Source organism: Lysinibacillus sp. FSL M8-0216 (assembly GCF_038595555.1).
Taxonomy (GTDB): Bacteria; Bacillota; Bacilli; order Bacillales_A; family Planococcaceae; genus Lysinibacillus; species Lysinibacillus fusiformis.
On the sequence record NZ_CP152007.1, the window covers coordinates 1,243,556 to 1,269,496 of the forward strand.

A 25,941-nucleotide genomic window follows, 5' to 3' on the forward strand; every position below is an offset into this window, starting at 1 on the left:
CAATTGTTTTTGTAATAGTATTTTAACAAGGTATGATGGGAGATTTTGAATGGACACAACATATCGAGCTCGTAGAATAGTAGATTGGGAAATAGATCAAATTGCAATTTCATGCTTAATAGAAATGAGGTTTTAATCAAAAAATGAAAAAGTATGCTGTTTCTACATATGTTTATTTTATTATCCCTTCTTTAATTGGTATTTTTTTATTTATGACACCTGTCTTAACAGAAGAAGGCTGGAAGGTACCGATTGCGATTTTAGCAAATGTTTTAGCAACTATTGTTGCTCCTATCATTAGTTATTTTACAATTATTATGTTTGCCATTTCAGCAATTGGCGCACTTATGGCTAAATTCATACCACGTAAAAACGTGAAAGAGCCAAGTATTTTAGATACATTGTTTTATGTTAATTGGTTTTGGACGATTACCCGCTGTATCGGCTTAGTTTTTGCTTCGATGGTTGTCTTTAACTTTGGTCCTTTTGCCATCAATAACGAAAATACTGGTGGATTACTGATGGACCCTAATGGTGGACTTGTAACATTTTTATTTACCATCTTCTTGTTTGCAGGATTCCTTCTGCCGTTTTTGACTAATTTCGGACTTCTTGAATTTTTCGGTACAATGATGGTGAGAATTATGCGCCCCCTATTTAAAAGTCCAGGACGATCTTCCATTGATGCCCTTACATCATGGGTCGGTGATGGAACGATTGGTGTGTTAATGACAAGTAAACAATATGAAATGGGGAACTACACCAAAAAAGAAGCAGCCATTATTGCAACAAGCTTCTCTGTAGTATCTATTACATTTTGTATCGTAGTATTGGATACGGTTCATTTGGCACGCTATTTTATTCCTTACTATTTAACAGTTGTCTTTTGTGGAATTGTATTAGCGATTATTATGCCTCGTATCTATCCACTTGCACAAAAGGAAGATACCTATATAGATGGTACGCCTGTAGACTATTCACGTGAGGAATTACCAGAGGGCTATAATTTAGTCTCACATGGTTTAGAAAATGCACTAGCTGTTGCCCATGCCAATCGTGATCCACGCAAATTTATAAAAGATGGATCTAGAAATGTCATTGATTTATGGATAGGTGTTGCGCCTATTGTAATGGCTTTTGGTACGGTTGCTCTGATGCTGGCTGAATTTACAAGTATCTTTGTGATTTTAGGCAAACCCTTCGAGCCTATTTTAACGGTACTTGGCTTACCAGAAGCGGCAGAAGCTGCACAAACAATGGTGGTGGGCTTTGCAGATATGTTCCTCCCTTCTATTTTAGGTGCGGGTATTGAATCTGATACCACTAGATTTGTCATAGCAGTTGTTTCTGTCACACAGTTAATTTATATGTCTGAGGTGGGTGGACTTATTTTAGGTACGAAAATTCCATTGAAATTTTTCGATTTAGTGGTGATATTTATATTACGTACACTTATCTCACTTCCAATTGCTGCATTAGTGGGACACCTTTTATTCTAATCAAAATGCCAAGCCCTAGGTGGACTTGGCATTTTTCATGAAATTAATAGCATAGGATTTCTTTACTCGCTTCCATAAAACAAGCATATAGACAAATAACACTAAAATAATAAGATAACCACTAAGCGTAGGGCTCTCTACATTTCCCATAAAGTTAAAGAAATTATTGAATCCATGGAAAAGAATCGTAATAATAATCGATTGCCCATCTAAAATAAGTAAAGAAAGAACAAGGCCCACTAAAAGGGCATAGATGATTTGAATAATAGTATCTTCAAGCGATTGCCCACCAAGTAATTGTAAAGCATGTGTAATGCCAAACAATAAACTAGAAATGAATACCGCTGTAAATGCACCTTTGGCAAGAAGTATTCGCAGCATAAGGCCCCTAAATACGGTCTCTTCTATAAATGCCACAATAAGCACTTGCATTAAAAACATAAAAATAAGATCGCTAAATGATGTGAGATTTAATCCTTTTGTACTTACAAAGATGATTCCTAAAACGAAAAGTAGCGGTAAAATCATTAATAAATGATTCTTTTGAATGGGATGAAAGAAATACATTTGCCAGTTTTTTTTCAGAGCAATATAAAAGAAGAGTCCCAATGCTAGCGGAACTAACATAACAAACTGTAACAAAGGGCCAGATGGTTGTTTAATAGAAACAAAAGCTCCGTTACCAACATAGAAAAGTATGATAAGAAACTCTAAGCCAATTATTTTGGCAATCACTTTTTGTTTCATTCTGTTCATTTCCTCCTAATCATGCTAGCAGTAATTAATAAGAAGACACTTAAAAGAAAGTACTTCCGAAAAGAATAGGGAAATACATTCTAAAATGATGTTAAAATTCTCAACACGTAATAAATGTACTCGCCATAATTAATGAACTATTATCCATTGTATCAAATTTTTACCTTAATCACGGATTGGCTTTTTTTGGTGAGATTTGCCGATCAAGTAAGCACTAAAGGGGAGAAAGGAAATAATTTTTATGAGCAGCATACAGACGAGTAAAGTAGCTAGAAAAAGTGAAGTAACTTGTAGAGAAGTAGTAGGGAGTAAGGCACTATAGGGTGCTAGATATTCTTGAATAAGCCAGTGAATTAAAAAGATACCAAAGGAATAACGACTGATGATATGGATGAAGGGGAGCTTAGGCAAAATTTGAGCAAACGCTAAAATAAAAATCGTCATCGCTAACACGAATAGCATCATATCGATTCTTCGTGATGTAATTTGCTGGTCGCCTAAATAATAATTTATATAGATCATGACTGTTGCAAGTATGACCGATAAAACGGTAAAGAACTTATATTTAACGATATAATACGTGAATTTTTCATAATGACGACCAATGAAATAGGCAAATACAAAATAAGGAAGCCAGCCTATGAAGAGCAGTCGCATAAAATGATCATTTTCTACGAAGGTATCTAGATTTAATTTTGCTAGTGTCATATAAAAAATCCCCAGTAAGAACATAATAGGAGCAAACCATATACTGGATAGCTGATATTTTTTCACAATAAAAAAGAGAATATAGAGCTGAAAAATGGTCATGACAAACCAGCCAGAAAAATCCCCTAAAATAATGTGACGATACAAGGCATTCCAAAAATTTTCGTGATAATGAAAGGCTGCATTAGCCGCATATAAAATACCAGCAGCTACAAACGGCATGACAATAAACTGAAATCGATGCCATAAAAAATGGGAAGGTAGCTGATGTTGATAGCGATTAGCTAATATTAGTATAGATAATAAAATGAAAATGGGTGTAGCGGCACATAGTAATAGTCTAAAAAATTGATAGAATGGTTGATCAATAAAGCCATTAATAATTTCAATATTTGTCGTTGCGTGCAATAGCACAATACTTAAACAAGCAATAGCTCTCAATGCGTTCCACTCGTACACTATCTCAATCACCCTCGATTTCAGTAAATTGGCGAGCATCTCCTCCAGGATGCAACCTAACTAACTATATGAATTTGGCATTCTGGTTACAACTGGTCTGTCTCGTCACTCGAAAATAGTTTAGTTCGCAAATTATTATTAAAAACATCTAGTAAACTTGTCAAAAGCTCCATTTTTGCATATGTGTCACATAACCTCCCTGCATATACTGGGTCAAGAGGGGGGGAGGTGAGCTTTTATGAGAATTAACTGGAAGGTTCGTCTTCAACATATACCATTTTTACTAGGGCTATTTTCATTGTTACTCTTACTCGCACAACAAGTAGGGGCGATTTTCGGCTTTGATTTGACAGCTGCAATGAGTGAGCAAATTGCATCTATTTTAAATACAGTTCTATCTATTCTTGTATTAATGGGTGTCATAGTGGACCCAACGACAAAAGGTACAAGTGATAGTGAAAAGGCATTAATGTATAGGAGACCACGATAAATTATTCAAAAAAGTGTAATTTTACAATAAGGATAAATATGTTATAATGTTAGAAAATTGATAAAGTGGGGAGGATGATTGAATGTCCCTTGAAATGGAACGAAGAGTGGCTAAACTTGAGGAGGAAATGGCAGATTTACGCCAGGAGTTAAGTGAATTAAGGCGAATTCAAAGCAATGAAAAAATAAATACTCTTGATGCAAGACAGTCCATGATCGAGCAATCGGTTCCAATACAACCAACACCAACACCAACACCGAAACCGACAGTGGAGCCGAAGTCTACCCCAGTCAAAACAGCACAAAAAGAGGTGCAACCACAGCCATCGATGGAGGAACGTGTTATGTGGGCACTTCCAAAAGTATTCATGGTTATTTTAGTTATGGGGGTACTTTGGGGTCTCAAACTTGTTAGTGACTATGGTTATTTATCGAATGGCGTGAAAATCATCCTTGCCTATTCATTATCGGTAGGATTGGCGATTATCGCTTATATTCTGGAACGTAGAAAAGTAGGCTCACCTGCTATTACGGTCTCATTATATGGTGGAGCATTCATTGTTGGGATATTAACGACTGCAGCTAGTGCCATTTTGTATGAAATCATCCATCTTACACCAGCACTTGGTATTACGGTTCTTTATATTGGCTATGGTATTGCCATAAGTTACTTAAAGAAAAATGAGGCATTAACTGTTTTTGTTGCTTTTACCTCGTTATTACTACCTTATTTATTAGAATATATGGACTTTAGTGCCGTCATTATTTTACTATTTGTTATCGTTTTATTTGCCATGCTGCAATTGGTTGTCCAACAGCACAAGCAAAAGCTTGCTCTTTATATTTCAACCTTTTTCTCAGTGCTAGCAATAGGTGTTGTAGCATTTATGAATCATGACAAGCAAGTTGTCTTTGCTTTTGGTTTACTTGCTATACTAGCAATCTTTTATGTAAGCTGGTGTCGATTATATAATGCACAATCTAAATGGAAACCTCTTCATATTGGTCTCCAATTTTCGTTAGGGTCATTTAGTTTATTGCTGATGAACCTGATCATACGTTCACTCGAATATGGAGAAGCGGTGCTACTTATTTTCATTGGTTTATTAATAGCATTAGCGTTTTATAGTCATCGTCAAAAATGGCAGGAAGTATTTGATAGTGCTATAACACTCGCATTTATTGCCGTATGTAATACGCTACTTATTATGAATATCCCTGATAAAGTGGATGATTTACTATATCCATTGATCGCTTTTGCAGGTGTAATGATGAGCTTACGATTACGTGCCAGTATGATGAAGGTAGTCACATCATTTTTCCTTGTGATTACATTATTGCTAAACTTCATTTTCCATGAACCGACACCATTTATTAGCTTTGAGCATTTAAGTCTGTTCATGCCAATTATTTATCTAGTAGTCATTTACTTGTATGCTAGACGCCCAAAAGAAACGTTATCACCTTTTGAGAAAGTCATGAAGGATTTATATGCCATAGATATTTTAGCAGTAATAGCCACAGGCTACTTCTTAGCATATATGAGCAAACTAGATTCAGCCTATTTCGCGGCAACAAATGGTATTCAGTATTTGATGTGTATTGCACTAGCTGCTTTGTTTGCAGGATCTCTGCTCGTGTCAGAGAAATTCAAAGGGCGTGCTTTAACACCTGTCCTTGGAGCATTCTTTATAGTATTATCTTTGATGATCAGCACAAAGCCTTCTATGATGGATAGCTTAAATATGATGACCAGATTAGTTTATATAGCAGTAATTATGGCGATTATTGTAGACGTTCTAGTAAAGGGCCGTATTTATCGGCTGTATGAAGAGCGAATGGGGAAATATGTAGACACTATTGTTAGCTCAGGTGTCGTACTCACAATGATCTCAATATGGGGGCTTGTTCATCAATTTACGTATAGTCATCTACTTGATTGGAAGCTAAGTATAGCTCTTACAACGATTACATTATTCCTCACAGCGAGCATTTCGCTATGGCTTAGTTCCACACAACATTTAAAAACGCTTCGTACTACAGGTTTTGTTATTTTAGTCATTGCGTTTATCAAGCTTATTTTCTTTGACTTATCAGCCCTTGATTTATTAATTAGAGCTGTTCTATTTATAACAATTGGTGGCATTGGCATGCTGTTGTCAGGTAGGTTGCTGAGGAAATAAATTGAAGAGATTCCAATGATTTTTGGAATCTCTTTTATATTGTGCTAAACTGATACTACTCTTACTCTACTCCCTCTTTCTTCGTACCGTATGACTTCAAACCTTTTATGAAATATTCTTCAAATACATCACTCATTTTCAATGTCCATTGTTTTGAATAACATTCGATACGTGGATTGCTGAGCAAGACTACAATAATTATATGAATAGGCGCATCATACTTATTGTATGGGCGCCTATTGGTTTAGGAGGACATAAATTTGGAAATGGCTTATACAATTATCATTTTTTTAGTTGGTCTAGTCTTTGGCTCTTTTTATAATGTAGTTGGCTTACGTGTGCCGCGGAAGGAGTCTCTTGTATATCCTTCCTCCCATTGTACGAGCTGTCAGAGACAATTGACGGCTCTTGATTTAGTGCCAGTATTGTCTTATCTGTTTTTAAGAGGAACATGTAGAGGCTGTGGCTTTAAAATTTCTTGGCTATATCCAGTGATAGAATTGTTAACTGGGGGTTTATTCGCCTTTGCTTATTTGGAGCTAAACTGGAGTTTAGAATTTATAGTAGCTTTATCGTTCATCTCATTGTTAGTCATTATAGTTGTTTCAGATTTTATCTATCTGTTAATTCCAGATAAGATTCTTTTATTCTTTTTGCCTTTTTTGGTCATAGGACGTGTACTGTCACCCTTAACACCTTGGTGGGACAGCCTAGTGGGTGCACTCGTTGGTTTTGGCATATTATACAGTATTGCGGTCTTATCGAAAGGTGGAATGGGAGGGGGCGATATTAAATTCTTCTTTTTAATTGGTCTCGTTCTCGGTACTATTCATACGTTGTTGACTTTATTTATTGCCGCTATCATAGGTATGATAATCGGAATAGTTGTCTTATTAAAGCATAAACAAGGAAGACAAACACATATTCCCTTTGGTCCATCTATTGCATTAGCCGCTACTATTGTTTATTTCTACGGAGATTCGTTCATCAATTGGTATTTAGGTTATTGGTAAGTGTTTAATCTTCAATGTTGTGGAGGGGAATCAAGTGAAGCCGATTATTGGAATTACAGCTTTTGTAGAAGATGATTTATCAGCTCATTTAAATGCTGCTTACAGCAAAAGTATTATTAAGGCGGGTGGTATCCCCCTTATTATTCCGTTAGGTGTGGAGGAAGATGCTGCTCAAATTTTAGCCCTTACGGATGGCTTAATGCTATCGGGAGGCTATGATGTACATCCTTTTCTATTTGGAGCGGAGCCTTCACCAAAGCTAGGTAAAATTCATCCAGCTAGAGATGCCGTGGAATTAGCATTAATTGAGGCTGCATTTGTACGGAAAATGCCTATTTTTGGCATTTGTCGGGGTATCCAAATATTAAATGTTGCATTAGGTGGGACGTTATATCAGGACATTGATAGTGACCATTATAGTACGAAGCTAATCAAACATATGCAACAAGCTGGTAGGTCAGTAGCAACGCATTATGTACAAATTATTGCGGAGAATTTATTAGCGACTATTCTGGAACAAGAGAAAATTGCCGTCAATTCTTTTCATCATCAGTCAGTGAATGTACTAGCGGAGAATTTAAAAGTTGCAGCGAAATCAAGTGATGGCATTATTGAAGCAGTGGTGCATGAAGAATTACCATTCTGTTTGGCTGTCCAATGGCACCCAGAGGAATTAGCTGTAGCGGGAGATCAGCATGCACAAAAGTTATTTGCAGCATTTGTTGAAGCGAGCTTGAAATTTAAAAAAGAAGCATAGAGAGATCATTGTAAAAAGAATCCAATAGTTAATGGATTCTTTTTTTTGCGTAAAAAAGAGGATATATGCTCAGTGAAGGAACACAATCCTCAAACCCTCATTTAATTAATGTACACGGCGGTAAAGACCAACAACTTGTCCCAAAATTGATACTTGATCGACGATAATCGGTTCCATTGATGAATTTTCAGGCTGTAAACGGAAATGGTTTTTTTCCTTAAAGAAGCGTTTTACAGTAGCTTCATCCTCAGCTGTCATGGCTACAACAATGTCTCCGTTAATGGCCGTTGACTTTTGCTTTACGATCACTAAGTCACCATCTAAAATTCCTGCTTCAATCATCGATTCACCCATAATTTCTAACATGAATAACTGATCCTCACTCGTGCCATATGTATCTGGCAGTGGGAAATACTCTTCAATATTTTCGATAGCTGTAATAGGAGAACCTGCTGTAACCTTCCCTACAAGTGGTACATGGATGACATGTTGCTTTTGGATGGATTCCTCAGGCTCAAGAATTTCAATAGCACGTGGCTTAGTTGGATCTCGACGAATAAAACCCTTTTGTTCTAATCGAGCCAAATGACCATGAACAGTTGAACTTGAAGCAAGTCCAACAGCTTCCCCGATTTCACGGACTGATGGCGGATACCCTTTAGCTCGTACCTCGTCTTTAATGAACGCTAAAATGTCCTCTTGTCTTTTCGATACTTTTTTCATGATTGCTCACCTCTTTTTTCTAATATCAATCTTCTTATTTGATAGTATAACAGAATGCGAACACGTATGCAAACATAGGTTCGAAAAGCGTTTGACAAAAACGTTTGTTCGCTTTATTATGAGAACATACATTCCGAACAAACATTCTAGAAATGAGGTTTTAATGATGACATGGCTAAAGAAAAATACACATATCACTATATTATTAGGTGCTTGTTTACTCTTCGCAAGTTACCTTTACATCACTGATCCGGGGGATGTTAATTACGCTGAAATTCAAATCGAACATGGGGATAGCTTGTGGTCGTTAGCAGAACAATACCGTGGTAAAATGAGTAAAGAAGATTGGATTAAGCTTGTCAAATCAGAAAATGAGTTAGCAGACATTAAAATCGTGGCAGGTAAATCTCTAGTCATTCCAGTTTTGAGTGATCAAGCCAGTCCCATCAAAACTATTGAAATTGCGAGAAACGAACAATGAAAAATAATCAAATGACGGCTGTTATCTATTGCCGAGTAAGTACTGAAAAAGAAACGCAAAGCTCCTCATTAGAGCGCCAACAAGAAGAATTAGTGCACTATGCTAAAGAACAAGGCTATGAAGTAAAGGGTGTTTTTAAAGATAAGCATAGCGGTTATGATGTTGAACGCGAAGGCTTACTTGAAATGCTTGATTTTATAAAAGAGAAGGAAATAAAAGCTCTTTTTGTACAAGATGAAACTCGTTTAGGTCGTGGAAATGCAAGAATGGCAGTATTGCATTTATTACAAAAATCAGCAACAGATGTTTATTCGATGCGTGATGCAGGACCAGTCCAATTAAACGAAATGGATACGATGCTACTAGAGATTTTAGCAATTGTAGAGGAATATCAACGTAGAATACATAATGCAAAAATCCGCAGAGGTATGCGACGTGCTGTTGAAAATGGCTATCGCCCTGAAAATAACCTATCCAATCGTGGCAATCCACATGGTCAGGAACGTAAAGAACTCCCTGTTGATGAAATTGTGAAGCTACGGAATCGTGGTTTTACCTTTGAGGAAATTTCCATTACGCTTAGAGGACTAGGCTTTGAGGTAAGTAAGGCAACCGTACATCGCCGATTCCAAGAGCATCAAGAAAGATTAGCAGGCAAATAATATAGCCCGCTAATTTTTTTTAATATAAGCTTTCAATAATAACATTTTTGGGTAGCTGAAAAGGGTTATCTTTATTAATTCGATCATAAAACATAATGCCGTTTAAATGATCGATTTCATGTTGTACAACGATAGATTCATAGCCTTTTAAAGACATAATAAATTCCTGTCCATCAATATTATAGGCTTTTACTTTAATTCGTTCATATCTTGGTACAAAACCGTGAACAGGTCGATTAACAGACAGACACCCTTCACCCTCAGGCAAATAGATCATATTGAAAGAATGGCTCATTACTTTTGGGTTAATGAACATCATTTCATGTTTTTGATCGTGATTCTCAAAAAGTACAGCAAACATTCTCTTATCTACGCCAATTTGATTGGCAGAGAGGCCACTACCAGAACGGAGTTTATACTTTTTTATTAAAATCGGGTCTTGGCTGTTTTTTAAATATTGAAGCATAGATAATAATATATGTCGGTCCTCTAAGGGAACTGGTATGGCAACGTCTTGCGTTTGTTTTCGTAATAGGTTTGAGTGTTCTTTTACAAAATCTTTCATAGTAATCATGTAATCAGGATGAAATTTTGCCATCGAAACATACCTCCTCAATAGGACTTCTTCAGAAGTTCATCAAGCTAAATTGTATGGTCGGATCATAGATGCAGTGCCCAACAACGTTTATAGGCGCGCATTTTCACAAGTGTTTAACGTTCTTCTAATCTTCTAATAAAATATTCCAATCTTCACGTAAAACTGCGTAATAGTATTCGTCCCACCATCCATTCCCATATGGTATACACTTTTTAAAATATCCTTCACGCCTCATTCCGATCTTTTCCATAACTTTATAGGAAGCGATATTTTCGGGCTGACACGTTGCAATAATTCTATGAAGTTTCTTTTCATTAAATCCATAGTCTAATACAGCTCGAGCAGCTTCAGAAGCAAAGCCTTGATTTTGATAAGCTGGATTTAGTACCCAACCGATTTCATAAGTATGATCGCCGAAACAAGGATGGAAAACGATATGACCAATCACTTGCTCGCAATTATTTGAAACAATAGCAAAATGTTTTGCTTTGTCGTTACTATTTTCTGCAATAAATTTCTTTGCCTGTTCTTCATTGAAAACACCTTCAGGCATATAGTGCATCACTTTTTCATCTGAAGTATAGCTATAAACAGCTTCCCAGTCCTGCTCTTGAAATGTTCGAATGAGTAATCGCTTAGTTGTCACGTTCACATGTATATCCTCCAATAGATAGTTAAATTTTTCCTTCCATATAATATTTATACACTTCAAACATCTGGAAGTCATGTATTTTTTATTTCAACAGCTTGAATAGGGGTTGGTATAACTGCATTTAATGGGAAACCGTGCTATACTTTGCATACTGAGTTCAATAAGGTAGGTACTGAAAGGTGTGTAACGATGTTATCAAAAGAAAAAATTAACCGTATAAATGAACTTTCTGCTAAAGCGAAAAGCGGTCAACTAACGGATGAAGAGGCAAAGGAGCGAACAGCGCTTCGTAAGGAATACTTAGATACATTTAGAGCAACAATGCGTGATACGATTGAAAACGTAAAAGTGGTTGATGCAGAAGGAAATGATGTCACGCCTGAGAAGGTAAGACAAGCGAAAAAAAATAAATTTCTAAATTAATGTGACACAATTCAATAAAGTATGTATGAAAATACAAATAGTATTACAAAAGCATTGTTTTCTAAAGCAATGTTGACTAAACTGTAGAAGAACAATTATAGGACGAGAAAGGATGTCACAATATAATGACTCAACATGCGGATTTATTAGCAATTAATGCTATCCGAACTTTGTCAATCGATGCTATTGAAAAAGCAAATTCTGGTCACCCAGGTTTACCAATGGGGGCAGCGCCAATGGCTTATACGCTTTGGACAAAACAATTACGCCATAATCCAGCGAACCCAAAATGGTATAATCGCGATCGTTTTGTATTATCAGCTGGTCATGGTTCCATGCTTCTATACAGCCTACTTCATCTAGGCGGCTATGGTTTACCAATGGAGGAAATTCAGAGCTTCCGCCAATGGGATTCATTAACACCAGGACATCCTGAATATGGTCATACAGTAGGTGTGGAAGCGACAACTGGTCCTCTAGGACAAGGTATTGCCATGACTGTAGGTATGGCAATGGCTGAGCGTCATTTAGCAGCTACTTACAATAAACCAGGTCATGACATCGTTGACCACTATACATTTGCATTATGTGGTGATGGTGACTTAATGGAAGGCGTTGCAGCAGAGGCTATTTCATTAGCTGGTCACTTAAAACTTGAAAAATTAATCGTGCTTTACGATTCTAATGATATTTCTTTAGATGGTGACTTAGAAAAGTCATTCTCAGAAAACGTACAAAAACGTTTTGAATCTTATGGTTGGAATTATTTAAAAGTTGCAGATGGCACAGATGTTGATGCGATTAATGCAACTATTGAAGAAGCTAAAAAATCAACTGGCAAACCAACATTGATTGAAGTGAAAACAGTGATTGGTTTCGGTTCTCCAAATAAATCGGGTAAAGCAGATTCTCATGGTGCTCCACTTGGTACAGATGAAGTGGTATTAACAAAAGCTGCTTATGAGTGGGCACACGAGCCTTTCCAAATTCCTGCTGAAGTATATGATACGTTTAATGCTGCAGCTGAAGTGCAAGGAGCACAGTCTGAAGAAGCTTGGAATGCGAAATTTACTGCTTATAAACAAGAATTCCCAGAGTTAGCAGTTCAATTTGAACATGCTATGAATGGTGAATTACCAGCAGACTTCGCTTCTGAATTACCAGTGTATGAAGCTGGTAAATCTGTAGCAACACGTTCTTCTTCTGGTGATGCGATTAATGCTATCGCTAAGAAAACACCATCATTCTTTGGTGGCTCTGCTGACCTTGCAGGCTCTAATAAAACAACGATGAAGGGTGCAGGCGATTTTTCTGCAGACGATTATGCTGGTCGCAACATCTGGTTTGGTGTTCGTGAATTTGCAATGGGCGCTGCTTTAAACGGTATGGCACTTCACGGTGGTTTAAATGTATTTGGTGGTACATTCTTCGTGTTCTCAGATTATGTTCGTCCGGCAGTTCGCCTTTCAGCATTAATGGGTCTTCCTGTAACGTATGTATTTACACATGACTCGATTGCTGTAGGAGAAGATGGTCCAACACATGAACCAATCGAACACCTTGCATCATTACGTGCAATGCCTAATTTATCTGTTGTTCGTCCTGCGGATGCCAATGAATCAGCTGTTGCATGGGAGCTTGCCGTTGCATCAGAAAATACGCCAACAGTATTAGTATTGTCTCGTCAAAACTTACCTGTACTTAACGCTTCTATTGAAACAGTACGTGAAGGTGTGACGAAGGGTGCTTACACAGTATCTCCTGCTACTAAAGAAGTGGCGGATGCGATTTTAATTGCAACAGGCTCAGAGGTTTCACTTGCAGTTGAGGCACAAAAAGCATTAAAAGCTGAAGGCATGGATGTAGCTGTCGTTTCAATGCCATCTATGGACCGCTTTGAAAAACAAGATGCTGCTTACAAAGAATCTGTTTTACCAAAAGCTGTCACTAAACGTCTTGCGATTGAAATGGGTGCATCATTCGGCTGGCATAAATATACCGGCTTTGAAGGTGATGTGCTTGCAATCGATAAATTTGGCGCATCAGCTCCAGGGGAAATTGTAATGGAAAAATACGGATTCACTGTAGAGAATGTAGTTGCAAAAGTAAAAGCACTATAAGATTTTTAATAAAATACCACAACACTCAGCGTACGTATGAATTCGCAGGGTGTTGCGGTATTTTTTTTACTATTGGCTGTCGTATCACTAAAGGAATACATCCGGTGGCAAGGGTCTTCTAAAATATGTCTAATTAAAAAAACTGCATATGGTTATGCAGTTTTTTATGTAGAAATTATTTCGCAAGCCCATTCTGAAAGGCATAGACAACGGCTTGTGTGCGATCTTGAACCTCAAGCTTTGCTAGAATATTGCTTACATGTGTTTTGACAGTTTTTAAAGCAATATATAGCTCGTCAGCAATTTCCTGATTGGCTTTGCCTTGTGCCATCAGCAATAAAACTTCCATTTCACGGTCAGTAAGATGGTCGTAAAGGGGTGTATTATTGCCGTGGCGCATACGGTGCATCATTTTAGATGTAACTTCTGGTTCTAATACCGTTTCGCCACCCATTGTTTTACGAATGGCTTCCGCAATTTGTTTTGCATTAGATGTTTTTAATATATAACTCACTGCTCCTGCCTCTAAAGCAGGGTAGACTTTGTCATCATCTAAAAAGCTAGTCACCATCATGATTTTTGCCTCTGGCCAGGCGGCTAAAATTTCTGCTGTTGCCTCAGCACCAGTCATAATGGGCATAACATTATCCATTAAAATAATATCAGGCTTTAGGGCAAGGGCACGCTCAACTGCTTCTTGCCCGTTTTCAGCCTCTCCCACAACTGTAATATCTGGCTGTGCGGATAAGTACGCCGAAACGCCGATACGCACCATTTCATGATCATCCACTATGAGCACTTGTATCATTGTCATTGACCTCCTCTTTATGTAGTGGAATTTTAACTTCGACAATCGTTCCTTCTTCAGGGACTGACACAATTTTATATGTGCAGCCAATTTCAACAGCTCGTTCCGCAATATTTTGCAAGCCGTAAGAAGTGGATTTATCTGCCTCTACATCAAAGCCTAAACCATTATCTTGAATGCGTAAAATGGCTAAGTCATCTCGTGCAACAAGCAACAATTCAACCTCACTGGCTTTGGCATGTCGAAGTGTATTAGAGAGGGCTTCCTGGGCAATGCGGAATAGGTGATCTTCTTCTGCTTTCGTTAATGCCATTTCTTCTAGCTCATATTCAATATGGAAGTAAACCTTTTGCTGAAGCTCAATAATTAATTCCTCTAAGCCTTGCGCAAGTGTTTTATTGCGAAGTGCAACAGGTCGTAAGTGTAATAATAATGCACGCATTTCGAGCTGTGCTTGCTGAACTATTTTTTCCACTTGCTTTAAGCTAGTCGCATTTTCGTCATTTTCCGTTAATGCAGAAAGCAACATGGAGGCCGCAAATAATTGCTGCGACACAGAATCATGTAATTCTCTAGCCAGACGTTGACGTTCAGCAATGATGCGTTCCTGTATAATTTTGTCATGAGCTTCTGCACGTTCATTGGATAAGCGCTGTAGACTTTTACGCTGTGTATCTATTAATTCACTTGTTTGCACAAGTGCTTTTTTTAATGGTTTCGGAAGGGCTTGCTTTTTAGAAAGCACAAAATCAGGTTCGATTAACTGCTTTACAATTTTCGTTGCTTGAGCCTCTCGGGCACGAGCAGTCATACTAATCCAACTGGCAAAGAGGAAGCTAAGAGCAAATAAGCTGACTACAATAATTCCCCCAAGAGGAAAATTATCATAATTTTGTCGCCATAAAGGTTCCCAAGTTTTCTCATCAGGATTTCCCCATACTGCAACAAGCAATCCGAATGTAGCGCTCATTAAAATGAATAATAAGGTAAATAATCTTGAGATAAAGGCAATCATTTACGCAGCACCTCCAAATCTCCAAGCCATGTTGCAACATGAATAATTAAAATGCGTTTTGCATCCTCAGGATTTCCATCAGAAAAGCTAACACTTTCATTTAAAATACGTTGTGGACCCACATGTAAGCAAGTAAGCTCACCAAATAGGGTTGTATAGTGTATACGAAAAGGTATTTCATAGGGGATATAGATTTGAACTTTACCGATACCTTGACGAATTGTAATTAGACTTGTGCCAGCAGGCAAAATCGTTTGCGTCGTATCAACTGTAATATCTCCTGCTAAACGTTGAATTTGCACATCTTGCCATTTATATGCTTCAGTTGGTGCTGGTATGGTGCCAATTAAGTCATTTTTCGAGGTAGATAGTTTTTCAAAAAGCTCAGCACCAACTATTTTTGGTTCATTTTCTCGTTGTAAGTATTGATAAAGCATATATAAGAGCATAATTACAATGAATAGACGGAGGCTCCACATTGTGAATAATGCAATCGCAATGAAGAATATGCCGGTCCATTTAAAAAAGCGGACTTTTTTAGAAAAGCTTAAATAAAGCAGTACGGCCCCAATCAATAAACAAAAGGCGCCACCATTATTAAAAATAGTAAGCTCCACAAAAACGAGTAAAAAGAAGCATAGTACCCAAAATGTGAGCTTATTTGTAGTGAAATTTTGCAAGAGGGTCACCCTTCTTTCTACTAATAGTATAAAAGAGGGAATGGGACCCTCTGTTTTAAAACGTGAAAGAATGCGCCGGTTAGAGTTGGCGCATTGCTTCCATTATAACATGTTATTTATTTTCAATTAGCAGTGGAGAGCTTTCCTCTGAAGCTTTTTTTTCTAATTGTGCCAATCTTGCTTCAAATGTTGTAACTTCATGATCTTTGTCAATTTGATAAGCCAATTTATCAATATAAGCTTCCAAATCTTCAAAATTTGTTTTATTATTTTTGGCAATCATACCATCCATTTGATGATGGGCACGAGTGACGTTTTCTTTGCCCATTAACTGTAATTGACGAACTTTCATGTCTTTAATTTTATGTTTCATTGTTTCAAATTTACGCTCTAACTCGAAATATTCACGTGTACTTGCTTCGATACTGGCCTGTAACGTATGATTACGGGCAGTGTAAGCTGTCACTTCATCTGTTGCAAAATCAATTAAATCTTGCTCGCCACTAGTTTGTGCTAATGTCAGTTGAGATTCACGCTTAGCAAGTAAATCTGCATTTTGTTGATATTCTTGCTCAAGCTTTTCTTTTAATTGTCCTTGACGTTCTAATAATTTACCTGTTTCTTCCGTTTGTTTTTCAGCTTCACGGATGTACTGATTTAACATAGCAATTGGATTTTTTTGTTCCTTCTTATCAAATAACTGATGTAAGTCTGCCTCTACTGTATATCTAAAACGTTGAAATAAATTCATATTCATTCTCTCCTTTTATTTTGTTAAATTTGACCATTCTTTTTCGAAGTTTGTAAATGGATCTTCTTCTTTTTTATTTTCAATTGTTGGGATTTTTACATCTTCGCCATTCCATTTTTTATAAATGACATAGACAATTGCGATTGCTGCAAGACCAATCATTGCAGGAATGTTCGATACTGCTGATAGGATACCGATTAGACCAACCGCGAACCAAAAGATTTTACCAAAATTAGACTTGCTCGCCATGTAAAAATGCATCCCTAGTGCTACAAATAATCCGGAGAATAGTAAGCCTGCCAATGGTCCGATTAAGGCTAGTGCAACACATGCTGCGATAACCCCTCCAGTTAATAAAAGAAATTTTCTCATTTGTTTTAGCTCCTTTCGTTTGTACCTTTATGTTACCTATTTACAAGATTGTCTAAAACGGACTCGAAATTGATTTTCTACTAGGTCTTGAGGCTGAGAACTATCTAGGCTGCAACAAAAGTGGGTTTTTGGCGTACACAATGAGTGTATCTTGCTTGTTTTCATTGAAAAATAGCAGTTCATTTTAAGAGCTAATTATCATCTGCCATAAAGTAATTTTTAGATCCTAAACTAGAAGCTTTTCGACAAAAATAGAAGATGAAACCTTCCTCCGTTTGACAAATTAACAAGATGGGATGAGCTATACTTATGGAAAATAAACTGAGCGAAGGAGGATTTCTGGTGAGAACCTATTCCATATATAAGATAAAAGAAGAGCATTTAACGTTTATTTTTGGCAGAGAGCGAAAGTTGTTAGAGATGATGCAAGGCTGTGAAGACGCCAATGAGAAATCCTTAAAAGAGCTTGCGTATATATGTGAATCCGTTCGTTTTGATGAAATAGCAGCAATGTTGGAGCATCAACTTGATTCCAAATATGCACATTTAGAAAGAGCTCGTAATGCTTTGTTTTTAGAACATCCGATAAAAGGCAAAATGGCTATTTATTTAGTCGATCGTAAGATTTGTGTTTATTGTGAAGGTTCACGAATGCTAGATTTAGATTTATTTCAAATGCTTGCCAAGATGAGTGAACGATTCATTGCTTTCAATAAACAAGATAATGAATGTGGGTGGTTGAAACCTATGAAGTATACAATGCACTAGGAAATTTCACTACAATATATAGTAACATGCTATCATTTGGTGTATAATGGAGCGTGGAGAGTTTTTTCTCGGTATATTGTAGTGGAGGAGGTTGGTTGTATATGCCTACATGGGGCTGGATTATTATCGTAATTATCGCATTAGCAGCGGGAGCGGCACTTGGTTTCTATTTCGCTCGTCAAGCTATGATGAAATATTTAAAAGAAAACCCACCTATTAATGAGCAAATGATTCGTATGATGATGGCACAAATGGGTCGTACGCCGTCTGAAAAGCAAGTACGTCAAATGATGGCACAAATGAATAAATTCCAAAAATAATTGGAATTTTTAAGGAGCAGCTGGTTAAGGTAACTGGTTGCTTTTTTCATGGACTCATAATAAAAGGGGATGTCTCAAAATGGTTGAGACATCCCCTTGTTTTTAGTGATGAGAAGCGTTCAGCCAGTTAATTGCACTATGTACAACAACTGCTACACCTAACGGTAGAACACCCTCATCTAAAATAATATTTGGATTATGAAGTGGATAGTTTTGATTTCCTAAACCGTTTGATCCAGCCCACATAAACATCGTTGGTACACGCTGGCTAATATGTACCAGCTAAAGGTTCTTCGTTTATCTGTAAGTTTTCCTCACTGACTATTTCTTTGACAACATCGGGGTTGAAGGAGCTTAATGTTGCCTCGATAACAGCTGTATCGGGAATAATATTGGCAACTGTTCCGCCGCCCATTTTCCCAATAATGAGTATGGCTCTTTCTTTTGGGTCGACTTCTTTTAAGGATCCACACATTTCTGTAGCTCTGAGCTATGACCACCCTTACCTTGTATTTTCAAAAAGAAGCCATCAAGTGAAGAAGCGGCTACACCTGGCTTGTAGCCAAATTTTCCAACTTCTAAATCAGGACTCACATGGAGAGCAAAGGCTGCATCTACTTTTGGGTTTTCGAGTAATCCATCTTCAATCATGTCCTTTGCGCCTAGTCCAATTTCTTCTGCTGGCTGAAACATGATTTTTACTATACCGTTAATGTCATTTTCTTTTGCCTTTAGAAGCTTGACTGCACCCAGCATAAATGTTGTATGGATGTCATGTCGGATTCGGACCTTTGAGTAGCCCTACCTAAAAAGGATTCACCCCTTGGATTTTCTAATGATCCGTAAATATTTAGTTCCCCCGTCTCAACTGGTTTCAGCGATTTAGAAATTTGAAACTGACTATGATATTACAAGCCGTCTATACGGAAGTAAATCCTGAAAAATTCTTTAACAAAAGGCTGTAAAAAATTTTTTACAACGCAATTTCTTTTGTTGGTAAGATGTGTAGCAGTCTTTTAGAAACAAGAATGAAAAAATTTTTAACTCTATTCGTTTGAAATATTCTATGAAAACATAAAAAAACTAGCAATTTAAAATATTCCCACTAATTTTGGGAAAACTAGCTATAATAAATAGTATTCATAGAAAAGGAGCTGTTAAATATGGAACGCGAAAAGACAAATGTAGAAAGCTTTGATCTAGATCATACAAAAGTAAAAGCCCCGTATGTTCGGTTAGCGGGAGTTAAAGCAGGGAAAAACGGCGATGAAGTGTACAAATATGATATTCGCTTGAAGCAACCTAATAAAGAGCATATGGAAATGCCGGCTTTGCATTCCTTAGAGCATTTATCTGCGGATATCATTCGTAATTATTCTGACCATATCGTTGATTTCAGTCCAATGGGTTGCCAGACAGGCTTCTATGTATCCCTTATTAATCATCAAGATTATGAGGACTTATTAACTATTTTAGAAAAGACATTTACTGACGTGACAAAGGCGACAGCAGTGCCTGCATGTAATGAGGTACAATGTGGCTGGGCTGCGAGTCATAGCTTAGAAGGAGCACAAGCATTAGCGAAGGAATTTTTAGCGAAACGAGAAGAATGGCATATCGTTTTTGAAGAATAAATATGGAAAAAAACCTTGCGGGAATAATATAAGCAAGGTTTTTATTTGCGTTAAAAATGGAATGGAATGACATTGGAGGAGGAGGAATCACGATTTATTTTTTGGTAAATAAAACTTTCTAAAAAATCATGAATTAAATCTTCGTATTCATCCATATTTTCATTAAAGGATTGGGCATGTGCCCCAGTATCAAAAAGCTTTAATTTTTTAGGACCTACTTTTTTATTGTAAAGATCTAGTGACATGGACGCTGGAATAAATGAATCAGGGATACTATGGATAAAAAGTACAGGTTTTTCAATATGGGTCACTGCTTCGGCGGGGGTCACACTTTTGAAGGAGTAGCCGTCCCGGAGGCGGACAAAGAAATCGGCAAAACGGATGGGAATAATAGAGCCATATTTAAATTCAGTTTTGGCAATTTGCTTGAGCAACATGGAAAAATCGGAGAATGCACAATCAGATATATAAAAATCAGCACCATCTTCAACCGTACCTGCATAAAGTAACATTGTTGCTGCACCCATTGATTCTCCATGAATACCTAGTATTGCATCTTCACCAATCATGGCTTTCACTGTATTGACTACAGCATCAAGATCATTTTTTTCATAGTGGCCATAGCTAGTTGTTTTGCCACCAGATTCGCCATGACGGCGATGGTCAAAGATGACCGAATTATAGCCAAGCCTTTCAAATAACCGAGCGTATTTAACGGAATTTATTTTATTTTCGGTAACACCGTGACATATGATGATCGTGTTATTGGTTTGCAACGGCTGAAGCATAATTCCTCGAATCGTATAACCATTAGGAGAATCAATATTTAATTCGCATTTCAAGTTTTTATTGTACCAAGCCTCATCAAAGCGTTTGGCTGTCGTTTCTCGTTCACGAACAAATTCAGGATCTTTTTGTTGAATATACATTAATTTATTGGAAAGCGCGAAGCCGAACAGACCAGTAGCTGCTGCGGCAAGCGTTGTTGTAATACCAGAGAATAAAAGCATCTTTTTTTTCATCATAAAACACCTCCACATGCTGTTTCTTATTTGTAATGTTCCCAACTGAGATTGTTTAAAACACGTCAACATTTTACAATAACTTTGGCAAAACTGCGATTATTTCTATTATCGAAAATCGTCAAAATATTTGTTAAAATATACATATCTGCTAGTAGCATATGCAGCAGTGTTGATTTTTGAACGGGGAAAAGGGGAGAATGGACATGATAAATGAGGTAGTAATCGTGAGTGCTGTACGAACAGCTATAGGCTCATTTCAGGGGACATTAAAAGACGTACCAGCAGTAACTTTAGGTAGCATTGTTATTAAGGACGCTTTAGCGCGTGCAGGAGTAGCAGGGGAACAAGTCGATGAGGTCATTATGGGGAATGTGTTATCGGCTGGTCTTGGACAAAATCCAGCTCGTCAGGCAGCGATAAAGGCTGGTTTACCACATGAGGTATCAGCATTAACAATTAATAAAGTATGTGGATCAGGTTTAAAAGCTGTGCATTTAGCAACGCAAGCTATTTTAGCAGGTGATGCTGATATTATCGTGGCTGGTGGCTTTGAAAATATGAGCCAGGCACCTTATGTTTTAAAAAATGCGCGTGAAGGCTTCCGAATGGGCGATCAAAAGGTGGTGGATACTATGATCCATGATGGTCTATGGTGTGCTTTTAATGATTATCATATGGGAATTACAGCTGAAAATTTATGTGATAAGTATGAAATTTCAAGAGAAGAGCAGGATGCTTTTGCAGCTCGTTCTCAGCAACGCGCAGAGGCAGCAATTGCAGCAGGCAAATTTGAAAATGAAATCGTCGCTGTTGAGATTCCACAGCGTAAGGGAGAGCCTATTGTATTCGCCAAGGATGAATTTCCACGTGCAGGTGTAACAGAGGAATCTCTAGGTAAGCTACGTCCCGCATTTAAAAAAGATGGCTCCGTAACAGCGGCGAATGCTTCAGGCATTAACGATGGGGCAGCGGCAGTTGTTGTGATGTCGAAGAAAAAGGCACAAGAGCTTGGTATTCAACCAATGGCAATTATTTCAGCCAATGCAAGCGTAGGAGTAGATCCTGCAATTATGGGAACTGGTCCAGTTAAAGCAGTCCAAAAAGCACTGGCAAAGGCAGCAGCAACATTAGATGAAATAGATGTAATTGAAGCAAATGAAGCATTTGCAGCACAATCGATTGCTGTTGATCGTGAATTACGCTTTAATCATGATAAACTAAATGTCAACGGGGGCGCGATTGCTCTTGGTCATCCGATCGGTGCAAGTGGTGCTCGTATTTTGGTCACACTCTTACATGAGATGGAAAAGCGTGATGCGAAAATGGGTTTAGCCACATTATGTATCGGTGGTGGTCAAGGTGTAGCCACAGTAGTAAAGCGTCCTTGATGTCAATAAGAAGGTGAATGAAATGGGAAAGAAACGAAAACAACAACAGACAAGCAATAGCATGACAGCAAGCTTGCCAAAGCAGGAGGCAGTCACATTAGCAGACCAACTAGGTGGCGATGTGTTAGCTAAATTAAAAGCGGCAAAGCAAGATTTAACCGTGAAAGAACAGGCGGCAGAAGAAGAGCGCCAAGCAAAACTAGCTTTTGAACGTAAGCAACGAGAAAAAAATAAATCGTTTGAAGAATTATTAAACGAGTATGGCGATAAAGGCACGAAATATTAATAAGGAAACAGTGAATTCGCGCATGTGGGTTCACTGTTTTTGGATAACAGAAAAAGCCGATAATATATAAGTAACAATTCATGATGTGGGAGACGCTGCCAATAACATATACCTTATTATAGTTTAGTAAGTAGATTAAATTATGATAGGAGAACAATGATGTTTGAATTATATTCTAAAAGATTAAGATTAATTCCTTTAAATGCTAAGTATTTACAATTGCTAATTGAGCATGAGAATGATTTAGCAATTGAATTCTCTTTACATAAGCTAGAGGGAATTATTGATGATGAGCTAAAACAGGCATTGGACTATAGACGCTCCAAAGTTTTGGAAGATGAAGAAAATTATATTTGGCATACGAATTGGTTGATTGTATGTAAAGAACAGAATTGTGCTATTGGGGGCATTTTGCTAAAAGGGATGCCAAATGAGAGGCAGGAAGTGGTGATTGGTTATTATACCTTTCCTAGTTTTCAAGGACGTGGTTATATGACAGAAACCATTATAACAATGATAAACTGGCTACATCATCAACCAAATGTTCAGTCTATTATTGCAGATACAGAAAAAGATAATTTCGCTTCCCATCGAGTTTTAGAAAAAGCAGGGGCTACCTTATATAAAGAAACTGAGTCTCTTTATTATTGGAGATTCCTATAAGGATTATATAGGTAAGACAAAAGGCTAAACTAGTGCCTTTTGTCTTTTATTTTTCAACAATTTCCTGAAGACCACAACGACACCAACAAAAATAATGGCTCCAGCTGTATCAACAAGTACATCTTGGCCGCTCATTGTGCGACCTGGTGTAAAGCTTTGACGAAATTCATCAAGCATAGCAATAAAAGCCGTTCCAGTAATAGCAATAGTTGCTGCAAAACGGTGTCTTCCCCATGCAAAGTACAAACCAAGCGCAATGCATCCAAAACCGATAAAATGTGTTAGTTTACGAATTAAAAATTCAACAAATGGAAAATAACCACGTTCTTCAACTGATACGACTGTGTCCCAATAAGGGATCTTTAAAACGGATAGTTGTTTTTCAAAAGGTTTATTAGCTAATAAATCTTTAAGCTCTGGTAAAATACTTTGTTGTTCGTAAGTCATGCTCGAGGAAATGATAAGCACAACTAGACAGATGATGAAGATTAACCACTTTTTCATCGATGTTCTACATATTGCTCATTTTTTGTTAACGTATTTGCTACTTCAAAATTGGTTATAGCAGCCATATTTTCATAGGCAGAGAGGGTCTGTGCTAGTTGCTCCTGTGAACTTGCTCCAATTACTGTAGAAGCGATTGCAGACTCTTTTAAATTAAAGGCTAGTGCCAATGCATGTAAATCATTATACTGTGAAGCTAAGTTTGTTAACGTTGTTGTTAACTCTTCTGAAGAATAGTTGTTAAAACCGTTTACTCGTTGAAGGCGTTGCTGCCAGCTATTTGTTAATAAGCCCTTTGCCACTGTGCCACGAGTTACAACAGAAGCACCTTCGTTCGCAATGAGCTCCAACCACTCTTCGGGGCGGCGATCTAATGCACTATATTGCATCATGACACTTTTAGCAGAGCTTGCAGGTAAAAAACGTTGTAAAACATTTGGACGAATGGAGGAAATGCCATATTCACGGATAAGTCCTTCTTTTTTCAAGCCCTCAAAAGTGTCGATAATACCATTCCAGTCATCTTCGATTGTACCACCGTGTAACTGATAAACATCGATGTAGTCCGTCCCTAACCGTTTCAAACTAGCATGAATAGCTTGTTTTATATAAGATGGTGAAGCATCCCATTGCCAGCCTTCTACACCTTCAGTCCAACGATTACCTACCTTTGTGGCAAGGATAATCTCTTGACGACGCTTTCCTAATGCCGCGCCAATGATCTCCTCATTAGCCCCTAAATCATATAAATCGGCAGTATCCATATAATTTATGCCCGCATCTAATGCCATATCGACAATAGTAGCTGCTTGCTCTTTATCTGTCGAAAGTGACATGCCTCCTAAACTAATTTCAGAAATGAATAATTCACTAGAGCCAAGCTTCCTCTTTTTCATGAAACGACCTCCTTCGATTTCTTTACTTGTAATGGTACAATGAACATATCTGAAGGACAAGCGAGGTTATCGTCTATGAAAAAGTTTGAGGAAAAAACGACAAAAACGACACCAATCTATGACGGAAAAATTGTAAAACTACAAGTTGATGATGTCATGTTGCCAGATGGTCAGGTTGCAAAGCGCGAAATTATTAAACATCCTGGAGCGGTTGCGGTTATTGCCGTGACAGATGAGGGTAAATTAGTGTTAGTGGAGCAATATCGTAAGGCACTTGAACGTTCTATTGTTGAAATTCCAGCAGGGAAACTTGAACCTGGTGAAGAACCAGCAATGACAGCTCGCCGTGAATTAGAGGAAGAGACAGGCTACGGCGCGCATAGCCTTACATATTTACAAACATTTGCAACGTCGCCGGGATTTGCAGACGAGGTCATTCATCTATATGTAGCGAAGGATTTGTATAACATCGACAATAAAGCAGCATTAGATGAGGATGAGTTTGTCGAACTTTTAGAAGTTTCGTTGGAAGTAGCACAATCAATGGTCGCAGATCAACGTATATTTGATGCTAAAACTGCATTTGCTGTACTTTGGCTTGCTGCCCATTTAGAAAATAATCTTTAGCATAATAGAGACGGACGAGCATAAGCTGTACAAACCTTGATAGAAAAGGAGCATGTTTATGTCTCGTACGGTGTCTATATTTTATCACGCTTCCATCATTGCCGTTAGCTTTGTTTGTGGCGTTATTTTCTTTCATATTTTTGGTGGACCGAAAGCGGAACCGTTTATTTTATTTATAGAACCTCGTTTAGCCGATGGGGACAGGCATTCGATTTTTCGTTTAGTGCTTCCTGTCGCCATTTCCATAGGTCTTGTATTATTACTAGCAACTCACAGTGTTTTAAAAGTTTTAGTACGTGTAACTGTAGCCATGCGTGCCACTTTTTTTGGCTTTAGTTCTGTTTTTTTATTACAAAAACTTGAAGCTTTTTGGCTTTATACGATTTGGTGGTTTCCATTTCAGCTTATCTATTGTATATTGTTGCTAGTCCTATGCAATTTACTTGTACCTGCTTGGTCAAAGCGAAAAATCGGGAAACAAGTATCTGGTCGGACAATTTTGTTGAATTTTATCGCATTTTTCATCATAATAGTTGCTGAGTTTATTGTTGTTTCTTATGTGTTAAAATGATGGGTTTAATAGACAGACATTGTGATCAGATAAAAAAGTAGAACATGTTAGAAATCTATTCACTATCTTGTAATAGGATTTACTCCTTTGGTATAATGGAAAGAGTTTAG

The 25,941-nt window shown here is 37.6% G+C and carries 33 protein-coding genes; 17 read left to right on the forward strand and 16 right to left on the reverse strand.

The genetic code is table 11. From position 1 onward, the window contains the following. Positions 1 to 143: 143 nt before the first annotated feature. The gene (locus tag MKX57_RS05780) at positions 144 to 1,499 is read left to right on the forward strand and encodes a YjiH family protein (RefSeq protein WP_008174711.1); all 1,356 of its coding nucleotides are present in this window, start codon (positions 144 to 146) and stop codon (positions 1,497 to 1,499) included. A gap of 15 nt (positions 1,500 to 1,514) precedes the next feature. Here the strand turns inward: MKX57_RS05780 and MKX57_RS05785 are convergent, their stop codons facing one another. Next, positions 1,515 to 2,246 (reverse strand): CPBP family intramembrane glutamic endopeptidase, encoded by a 732-nt coding sequence (locus MKX57_RS05785; protein ID WP_089985393.1) that lies wholly within the window; start codon positions 2,244 to 2,246, stop codon positions 1,515 to 1,517. Between the two features lie 174 nt (positions 2,247 to 2,420). Further along, the gene (locus tag MKX57_RS05790) at positions 2,421 to 3,422 is read right to left on the reverse strand and encodes an acyltransferase family protein (protein WP_239355311.1); all 1,002 of its coding nucleotides are present in this window, start codon (positions 3,420 to 3,422) and stop codon (positions 2,421 to 2,423) included. 238 nt (positions 3,423 to 3,660) lie between these two features. Here MKX57_RS05790 and MKX57_RS05795 point away from each other — a divergent pair, with 238 nt between their 5' ends. The 4 genes from MKX57_RS05795 to MKX57_RS05810 all read left to right on the forward strand — a co-directional run bounded on the left by MKX57_RS05795 (position 3,661) and on the right by MKX57_RS05810 (position 7,864). After that, a complete protein-coding gene (locus MKX57_RS05795; RefSeq protein ID WP_025114039.1) occupies positions 3,661 to 3,912 on the forward strand; it encodes a phage holin in 252 nt (83 codons plus the stop codon). Between the two features lie 82 nt (positions 3,913 to 3,994). Next, entirely contained in the window at positions 3,995 to 6,094 is a 2,100-nt protein-coding gene (locus MKX57_RS05800) for a DUF2339 domain-containing protein (protein WP_342550838.1), read from the forward strand. A 260-nt stretch (positions 6,095 to 6,354) separates the two neighbouring features. After that, a complete protein-coding gene (locus tag MKX57_RS05805; protein ID WP_090001060.1) occupies positions 6,355 to 7,107 on the forward strand; it encodes an A24 family peptidase in 753 nt (250 codons plus the stop codon). A 34-nt stretch (positions 7,108 to 7,141) separates the two neighbouring features. Then, the gene (locus MKX57_RS05810) at positions 7,142 to 7,864 is read left to right on the forward strand and encodes a gamma-glutamyl-gamma-aminobutyrate hydrolase family protein (RefSeq protein WP_043989788.1); all 723 of its coding nucleotides are present in this window, start codon (positions 7,142 to 7,144) and stop codon (positions 7,862 to 7,864) included. Between the two features lie 105 nt (positions 7,865 to 7,969). Here the strand turns inward: MKX57_RS05810 and lexA are convergent, their stop codons facing one another. Continuing rightward, positions 7,970 to 8,587 carry a transcriptional repressor LexA gene (lexA, locus tag MKX57_RS05815; RefSeq protein WP_008174697.1) on the reverse strand — a complete coding sequence of 206 codons (618 nt, stop codon included), beginning with the start codon at positions 8,585 to 8,587 and terminating at the stop codon, positions 7,970 to 7,972. Positions 8,588 to 8,750: 163 nt separating this feature from the next. Between lexA and MKX57_RS05820 the strand changes: the two genes are divergently transcribed. Together MKX57_RS05820 and MKX57_RS05825 are read left to right on the forward strand one after the other, a co-directional pair. Then, positions 8,751 to 9,068 carry a LysM peptidoglycan-binding domain-containing protein gene (locus MKX57_RS05820; protein WP_225316244.1) on the forward strand — a complete coding sequence of 106 codons (318 nt, stop codon included), beginning with the start codon at positions 8,751 to 8,753 and terminating at the stop codon, positions 9,066 to 9,068. Further along, positions 9,065 to 9,730 (forward strand): recombinase family protein, encoded by a 666-nt coding sequence (locus MKX57_RS05825; RefSeq protein WP_089985401.1) that lies wholly within the window; start codon positions 9,065 to 9,067, stop codon positions 9,728 to 9,730. The genes MKX57_RS05820 and MKX57_RS05825 overlap by 4 nt, the downstream gene beginning before the upstream one ends. 19 nt (positions 9,731 to 9,749) lie before the next feature. On the opposite strand, the gene def is transcribed toward MKX57_RS05825, so the two are convergent. Further along, positions 9,750 to 10,328 (reverse strand): peptide deformylase, encoded by a 579-nt coding sequence (gene def / locus MKX57_RS05830; RefSeq protein ID WP_008174692.1) that lies wholly within the window; start codon positions 10,326 to 10,328, stop codon positions 9,750 to 9,752. A gap of 124 nt (positions 10,329 to 10,452) precedes the next feature. After that, positions 10,453 to 10,980, reverse strand: coding sequence for a GNAT family protein (locus MKX57_RS05835; RefSeq protein WP_043989785.1), 528 nt, complete (start codon positions 10,978 to 10,980; stop codon positions 10,453 to 10,455). Positions 10,981 to 11,169: 189 nt separating this feature from the next. On the opposite strand from MKX57_RS05835, the gene MKX57_RS05840 reads away from it, so the two are divergent. Both MKX57_RS05840 and tkt read left to right on the forward strand, forming a co-directional pair. Beyond that, positions 11,170 to 11,403, forward strand: coding sequence for a DUF896 domain-containing protein (locus tag MKX57_RS05840; RefSeq protein WP_008174688.1), 234 nt, complete (start codon positions 11,170 to 11,172; stop codon positions 11,401 to 11,403). A 125-nt stretch (positions 11,404 to 11,528) separates the two neighbouring features. After that, on the forward strand, positions 11,529 to 13,523 hold the full coding sequence (gene tkt / locus MKX57_RS05845) for a transketolase (protein WP_342550839.1): 1,995 nt from the start codon (positions 11,529 to 11,531) through the stop codon (positions 13,521 to 13,523). Between the two features lie 175 nt (positions 13,524 to 13,698). Here the strand turns inward: tkt and MKX57_RS05850 are convergent, their stop codons facing one another. The 5 genes from MKX57_RS05850 to MKX57_RS05870 form a co-directional block, all read right to left on the reverse strand. Beyond that, entirely contained in the window at positions 13,699 to 14,331 is a 633-nt protein-coding gene (locus MKX57_RS05850; RefSeq protein ID WP_008174684.1) for a response regulator transcription factor, read from the reverse strand. Beyond that, positions 14,306 to 15,346, reverse strand: coding sequence for a sensor histidine kinase (locus MKX57_RS05855; protein ID WP_025114050.1), 1,041 nt, complete (start codon positions 15,344 to 15,346; stop codon positions 14,306 to 14,308). Before MKX57_RS05855 ends, MKX57_RS05850 begins: the two co-directional genes overlap by 26 nt. Then, the gene (gene liaF / locus MKX57_RS05860; protein WP_043989784.1) at positions 15,343 to 16,026 is read right to left on the reverse strand and encodes a cell wall-active antibiotics response protein LiaF; all 684 of its coding nucleotides are present in this window, start codon (positions 16,024 to 16,026) and stop codon (positions 15,343 to 15,345) included. Before liaF ends, MKX57_RS05855 begins: the two co-directional genes overlap by 4 nt. Positions 16,027 to 16,138: 112 nt before the next feature. Beyond that, a complete protein-coding gene (locus MKX57_RS05865) occupies positions 16,139 to 16,777 on the reverse strand; it encodes a PspA/IM30 family protein (RefSeq protein WP_036124247.1) in 639 nt (212 codons plus the stop codon). A gap of 15 nt (positions 16,778 to 16,792) precedes the next feature. Beyond that, entirely contained in the window at positions 16,793 to 17,149 is a 357-nt protein-coding gene (locus tag MKX57_RS05870) for a hypothetical protein (RefSeq protein ID WP_008174677.1), read from the reverse strand. A gap of 342 nt (positions 17,150 to 17,491) precedes the next feature. Between MKX57_RS05870 and sirA the strand changes: the two genes are divergently transcribed. Both sirA and MKX57_RS05880 read left to right on the forward strand, forming a co-directional pair. Further along, the gene (gene sirA, locus MKX57_RS05875; protein WP_025114054.1) at positions 17,492 to 17,917 is read left to right on the forward strand and encodes a sporulation inhibitor of replication protein SirA; all 426 of its coding nucleotides are present in this window, start codon (positions 17,492 to 17,494) and stop codon (positions 17,915 to 17,917) included. A gap of 101 nt (positions 17,918 to 18,018) precedes the next feature. Further along, a complete protein-coding gene (locus tag MKX57_RS05880; protein WP_004232154.1) occupies positions 18,019 to 18,237 on the forward strand; it encodes a YneF family protein in 219 nt (72 codons plus the stop codon). A 102-nt stretch (positions 18,238 to 18,339) separates the two neighbouring features. Here the strand turns inward: MKX57_RS05880 and MKX57_RS05885 are convergent, their stop codons facing one another. From MKX57_RS05885 to MKX57_RS05895, 3 genes are read right to left on the reverse strand one after another with little or no spacing between them, the layout of a single operon-like run. Then, on the reverse strand, positions 18,340 to 18,489 hold the full coding sequence (locus tag MKX57_RS05885; RefSeq protein WP_008174666.1) for a hypothetical protein: 150 nt from the start codon (positions 18,487 to 18,489) through the stop codon (positions 18,340 to 18,342). A gap of 16 nt (positions 18,490 to 18,505) precedes the next feature. Next, positions 18,506 to 18,712 carry a hypothetical protein gene (locus MKX57_RS05890; RefSeq protein WP_008174664.1) on the reverse strand — a complete coding sequence of 69 codons (207 nt, stop codon included), beginning with the start codon at positions 18,710 to 18,712 and terminating at the stop codon, positions 18,506 to 18,508. Further along, complete coding sequence (locus MKX57_RS05895) at positions 18,697 to 19,020, reverse strand: M20/M25/M40 family metallo-hydrolase (protein WP_309545011.1); 324 nt, start codon at positions 19,018 to 19,020, stop codon at positions 18,697 to 18,699. The genes MKX57_RS05890 and MKX57_RS05895 overlap by 16 nt, the downstream gene beginning before the upstream one ends. Positions 19,021 to 19,400: 380 nt before the next feature. Here MKX57_RS05895 and MKX57_RS05900 point away from each other — a divergent pair, with 380 nt between their 5' ends. Continuing rightward, positions 19,401 to 19,871, forward strand: coding sequence for an S-ribosylhomocysteine lyase (locus MKX57_RS05900; protein WP_008174660.1), 471 nt, complete (start codon positions 19,401 to 19,403; stop codon positions 19,869 to 19,871). 50 nt (positions 19,872 to 19,921) lie between these two features. Here MKX57_RS05900 and MKX57_RS05905 read toward each other — a convergent pair whose 3' ends face one another. Continuing rightward, on the reverse strand, positions 19,922 to 20,893 hold the full coding sequence (locus MKX57_RS05905) for an alpha/beta hydrolase (RefSeq protein ID WP_036127701.1): 972 nt from the start codon (positions 20,891 to 20,893) through the stop codon (positions 19,922 to 19,924). A gap of 206 nt (positions 20,894 to 21,099) precedes the next feature. Between MKX57_RS05905 and MKX57_RS05910 the strand changes: the two genes are divergently transcribed. The 3 genes from MKX57_RS05910 to MKX57_RS05920 all read left to right on the forward strand — a co-directional run bounded on the left by MKX57_RS05910 (position 21,100) and on the right by MKX57_RS05920 (position 23,233). Beyond that, positions 21,100 to 22,284: an acetyl-CoA C-acetyltransferase gene (locus MKX57_RS05910; protein WP_085961713.1), complete on the forward strand. Its 1,185-nt coding sequence runs from the start codon at positions 21,100 to 21,102 to the stop codon at positions 22,282 to 22,284. Between the two features lie 22 nt (positions 22,285 to 22,306). Beyond that, entirely contained in the window at positions 22,307 to 22,570 is a 264-nt protein-coding gene (locus MKX57_RS05915) for a YqkE family protein (RefSeq protein ID WP_008174653.1), read from the forward strand. 156 nt (positions 22,571 to 22,726) lie between these two features. Next, positions 22,727 to 23,233, forward strand: a complete 507-nt coding sequence (locus MKX57_RS05920; RefSeq protein WP_258954912.1) for a GNAT family N-acetyltransferase — start codon at positions 22,727 to 22,729, stop codon at positions 23,231 to 23,233. Between the two features lie 24 nt (positions 23,234 to 23,257). On the opposite strand, the gene MKX57_RS05925 is transcribed toward MKX57_RS05920, so the two are convergent. Together MKX57_RS05925 and MKX57_RS05930 are read right to left on the reverse strand one after the other, a co-directional pair. Then, on the reverse strand, positions 23,258 to 23,737 hold the full coding sequence (locus MKX57_RS05925; RefSeq protein ID WP_342532338.1) for a VanZ family protein: 480 nt from the start codon (positions 23,735 to 23,737) through the stop codon (positions 23,258 to 23,260). Beyond that, entirely contained in the window at positions 23,734 to 24,633 is a 900-nt protein-coding gene (locus MKX57_RS05930; RefSeq protein WP_342550840.1) for an aldo/keto reductase, read from the reverse strand. The genes MKX57_RS05925 and MKX57_RS05930 overlap by 4 nt, the downstream gene beginning before the upstream one ends. 75 nt (positions 24,634 to 24,708) lie before the next feature. Between MKX57_RS05930 and MKX57_RS05935 the strand changes: the two genes are divergently transcribed. After that, complete coding sequence (locus tag MKX57_RS05935) at positions 24,709 to 25,260, forward strand: NUDIX hydrolase (protein WP_008174644.1); 552 nt, start codon at positions 24,709 to 24,711, stop codon at positions 25,258 to 25,260. Between the two features lie 58 nt (positions 25,261 to 25,318). After that, on the forward strand, positions 25,319 to 25,831 hold the full coding sequence (locus MKX57_RS05940) for a hypothetical protein (RefSeq protein ID WP_025114062.1): 513 nt from the start codon (positions 25,319 to 25,321) through the stop codon (positions 25,829 to 25,831). Positions 25,832 to 25,941: the final 110 nt, after the last annotated feature.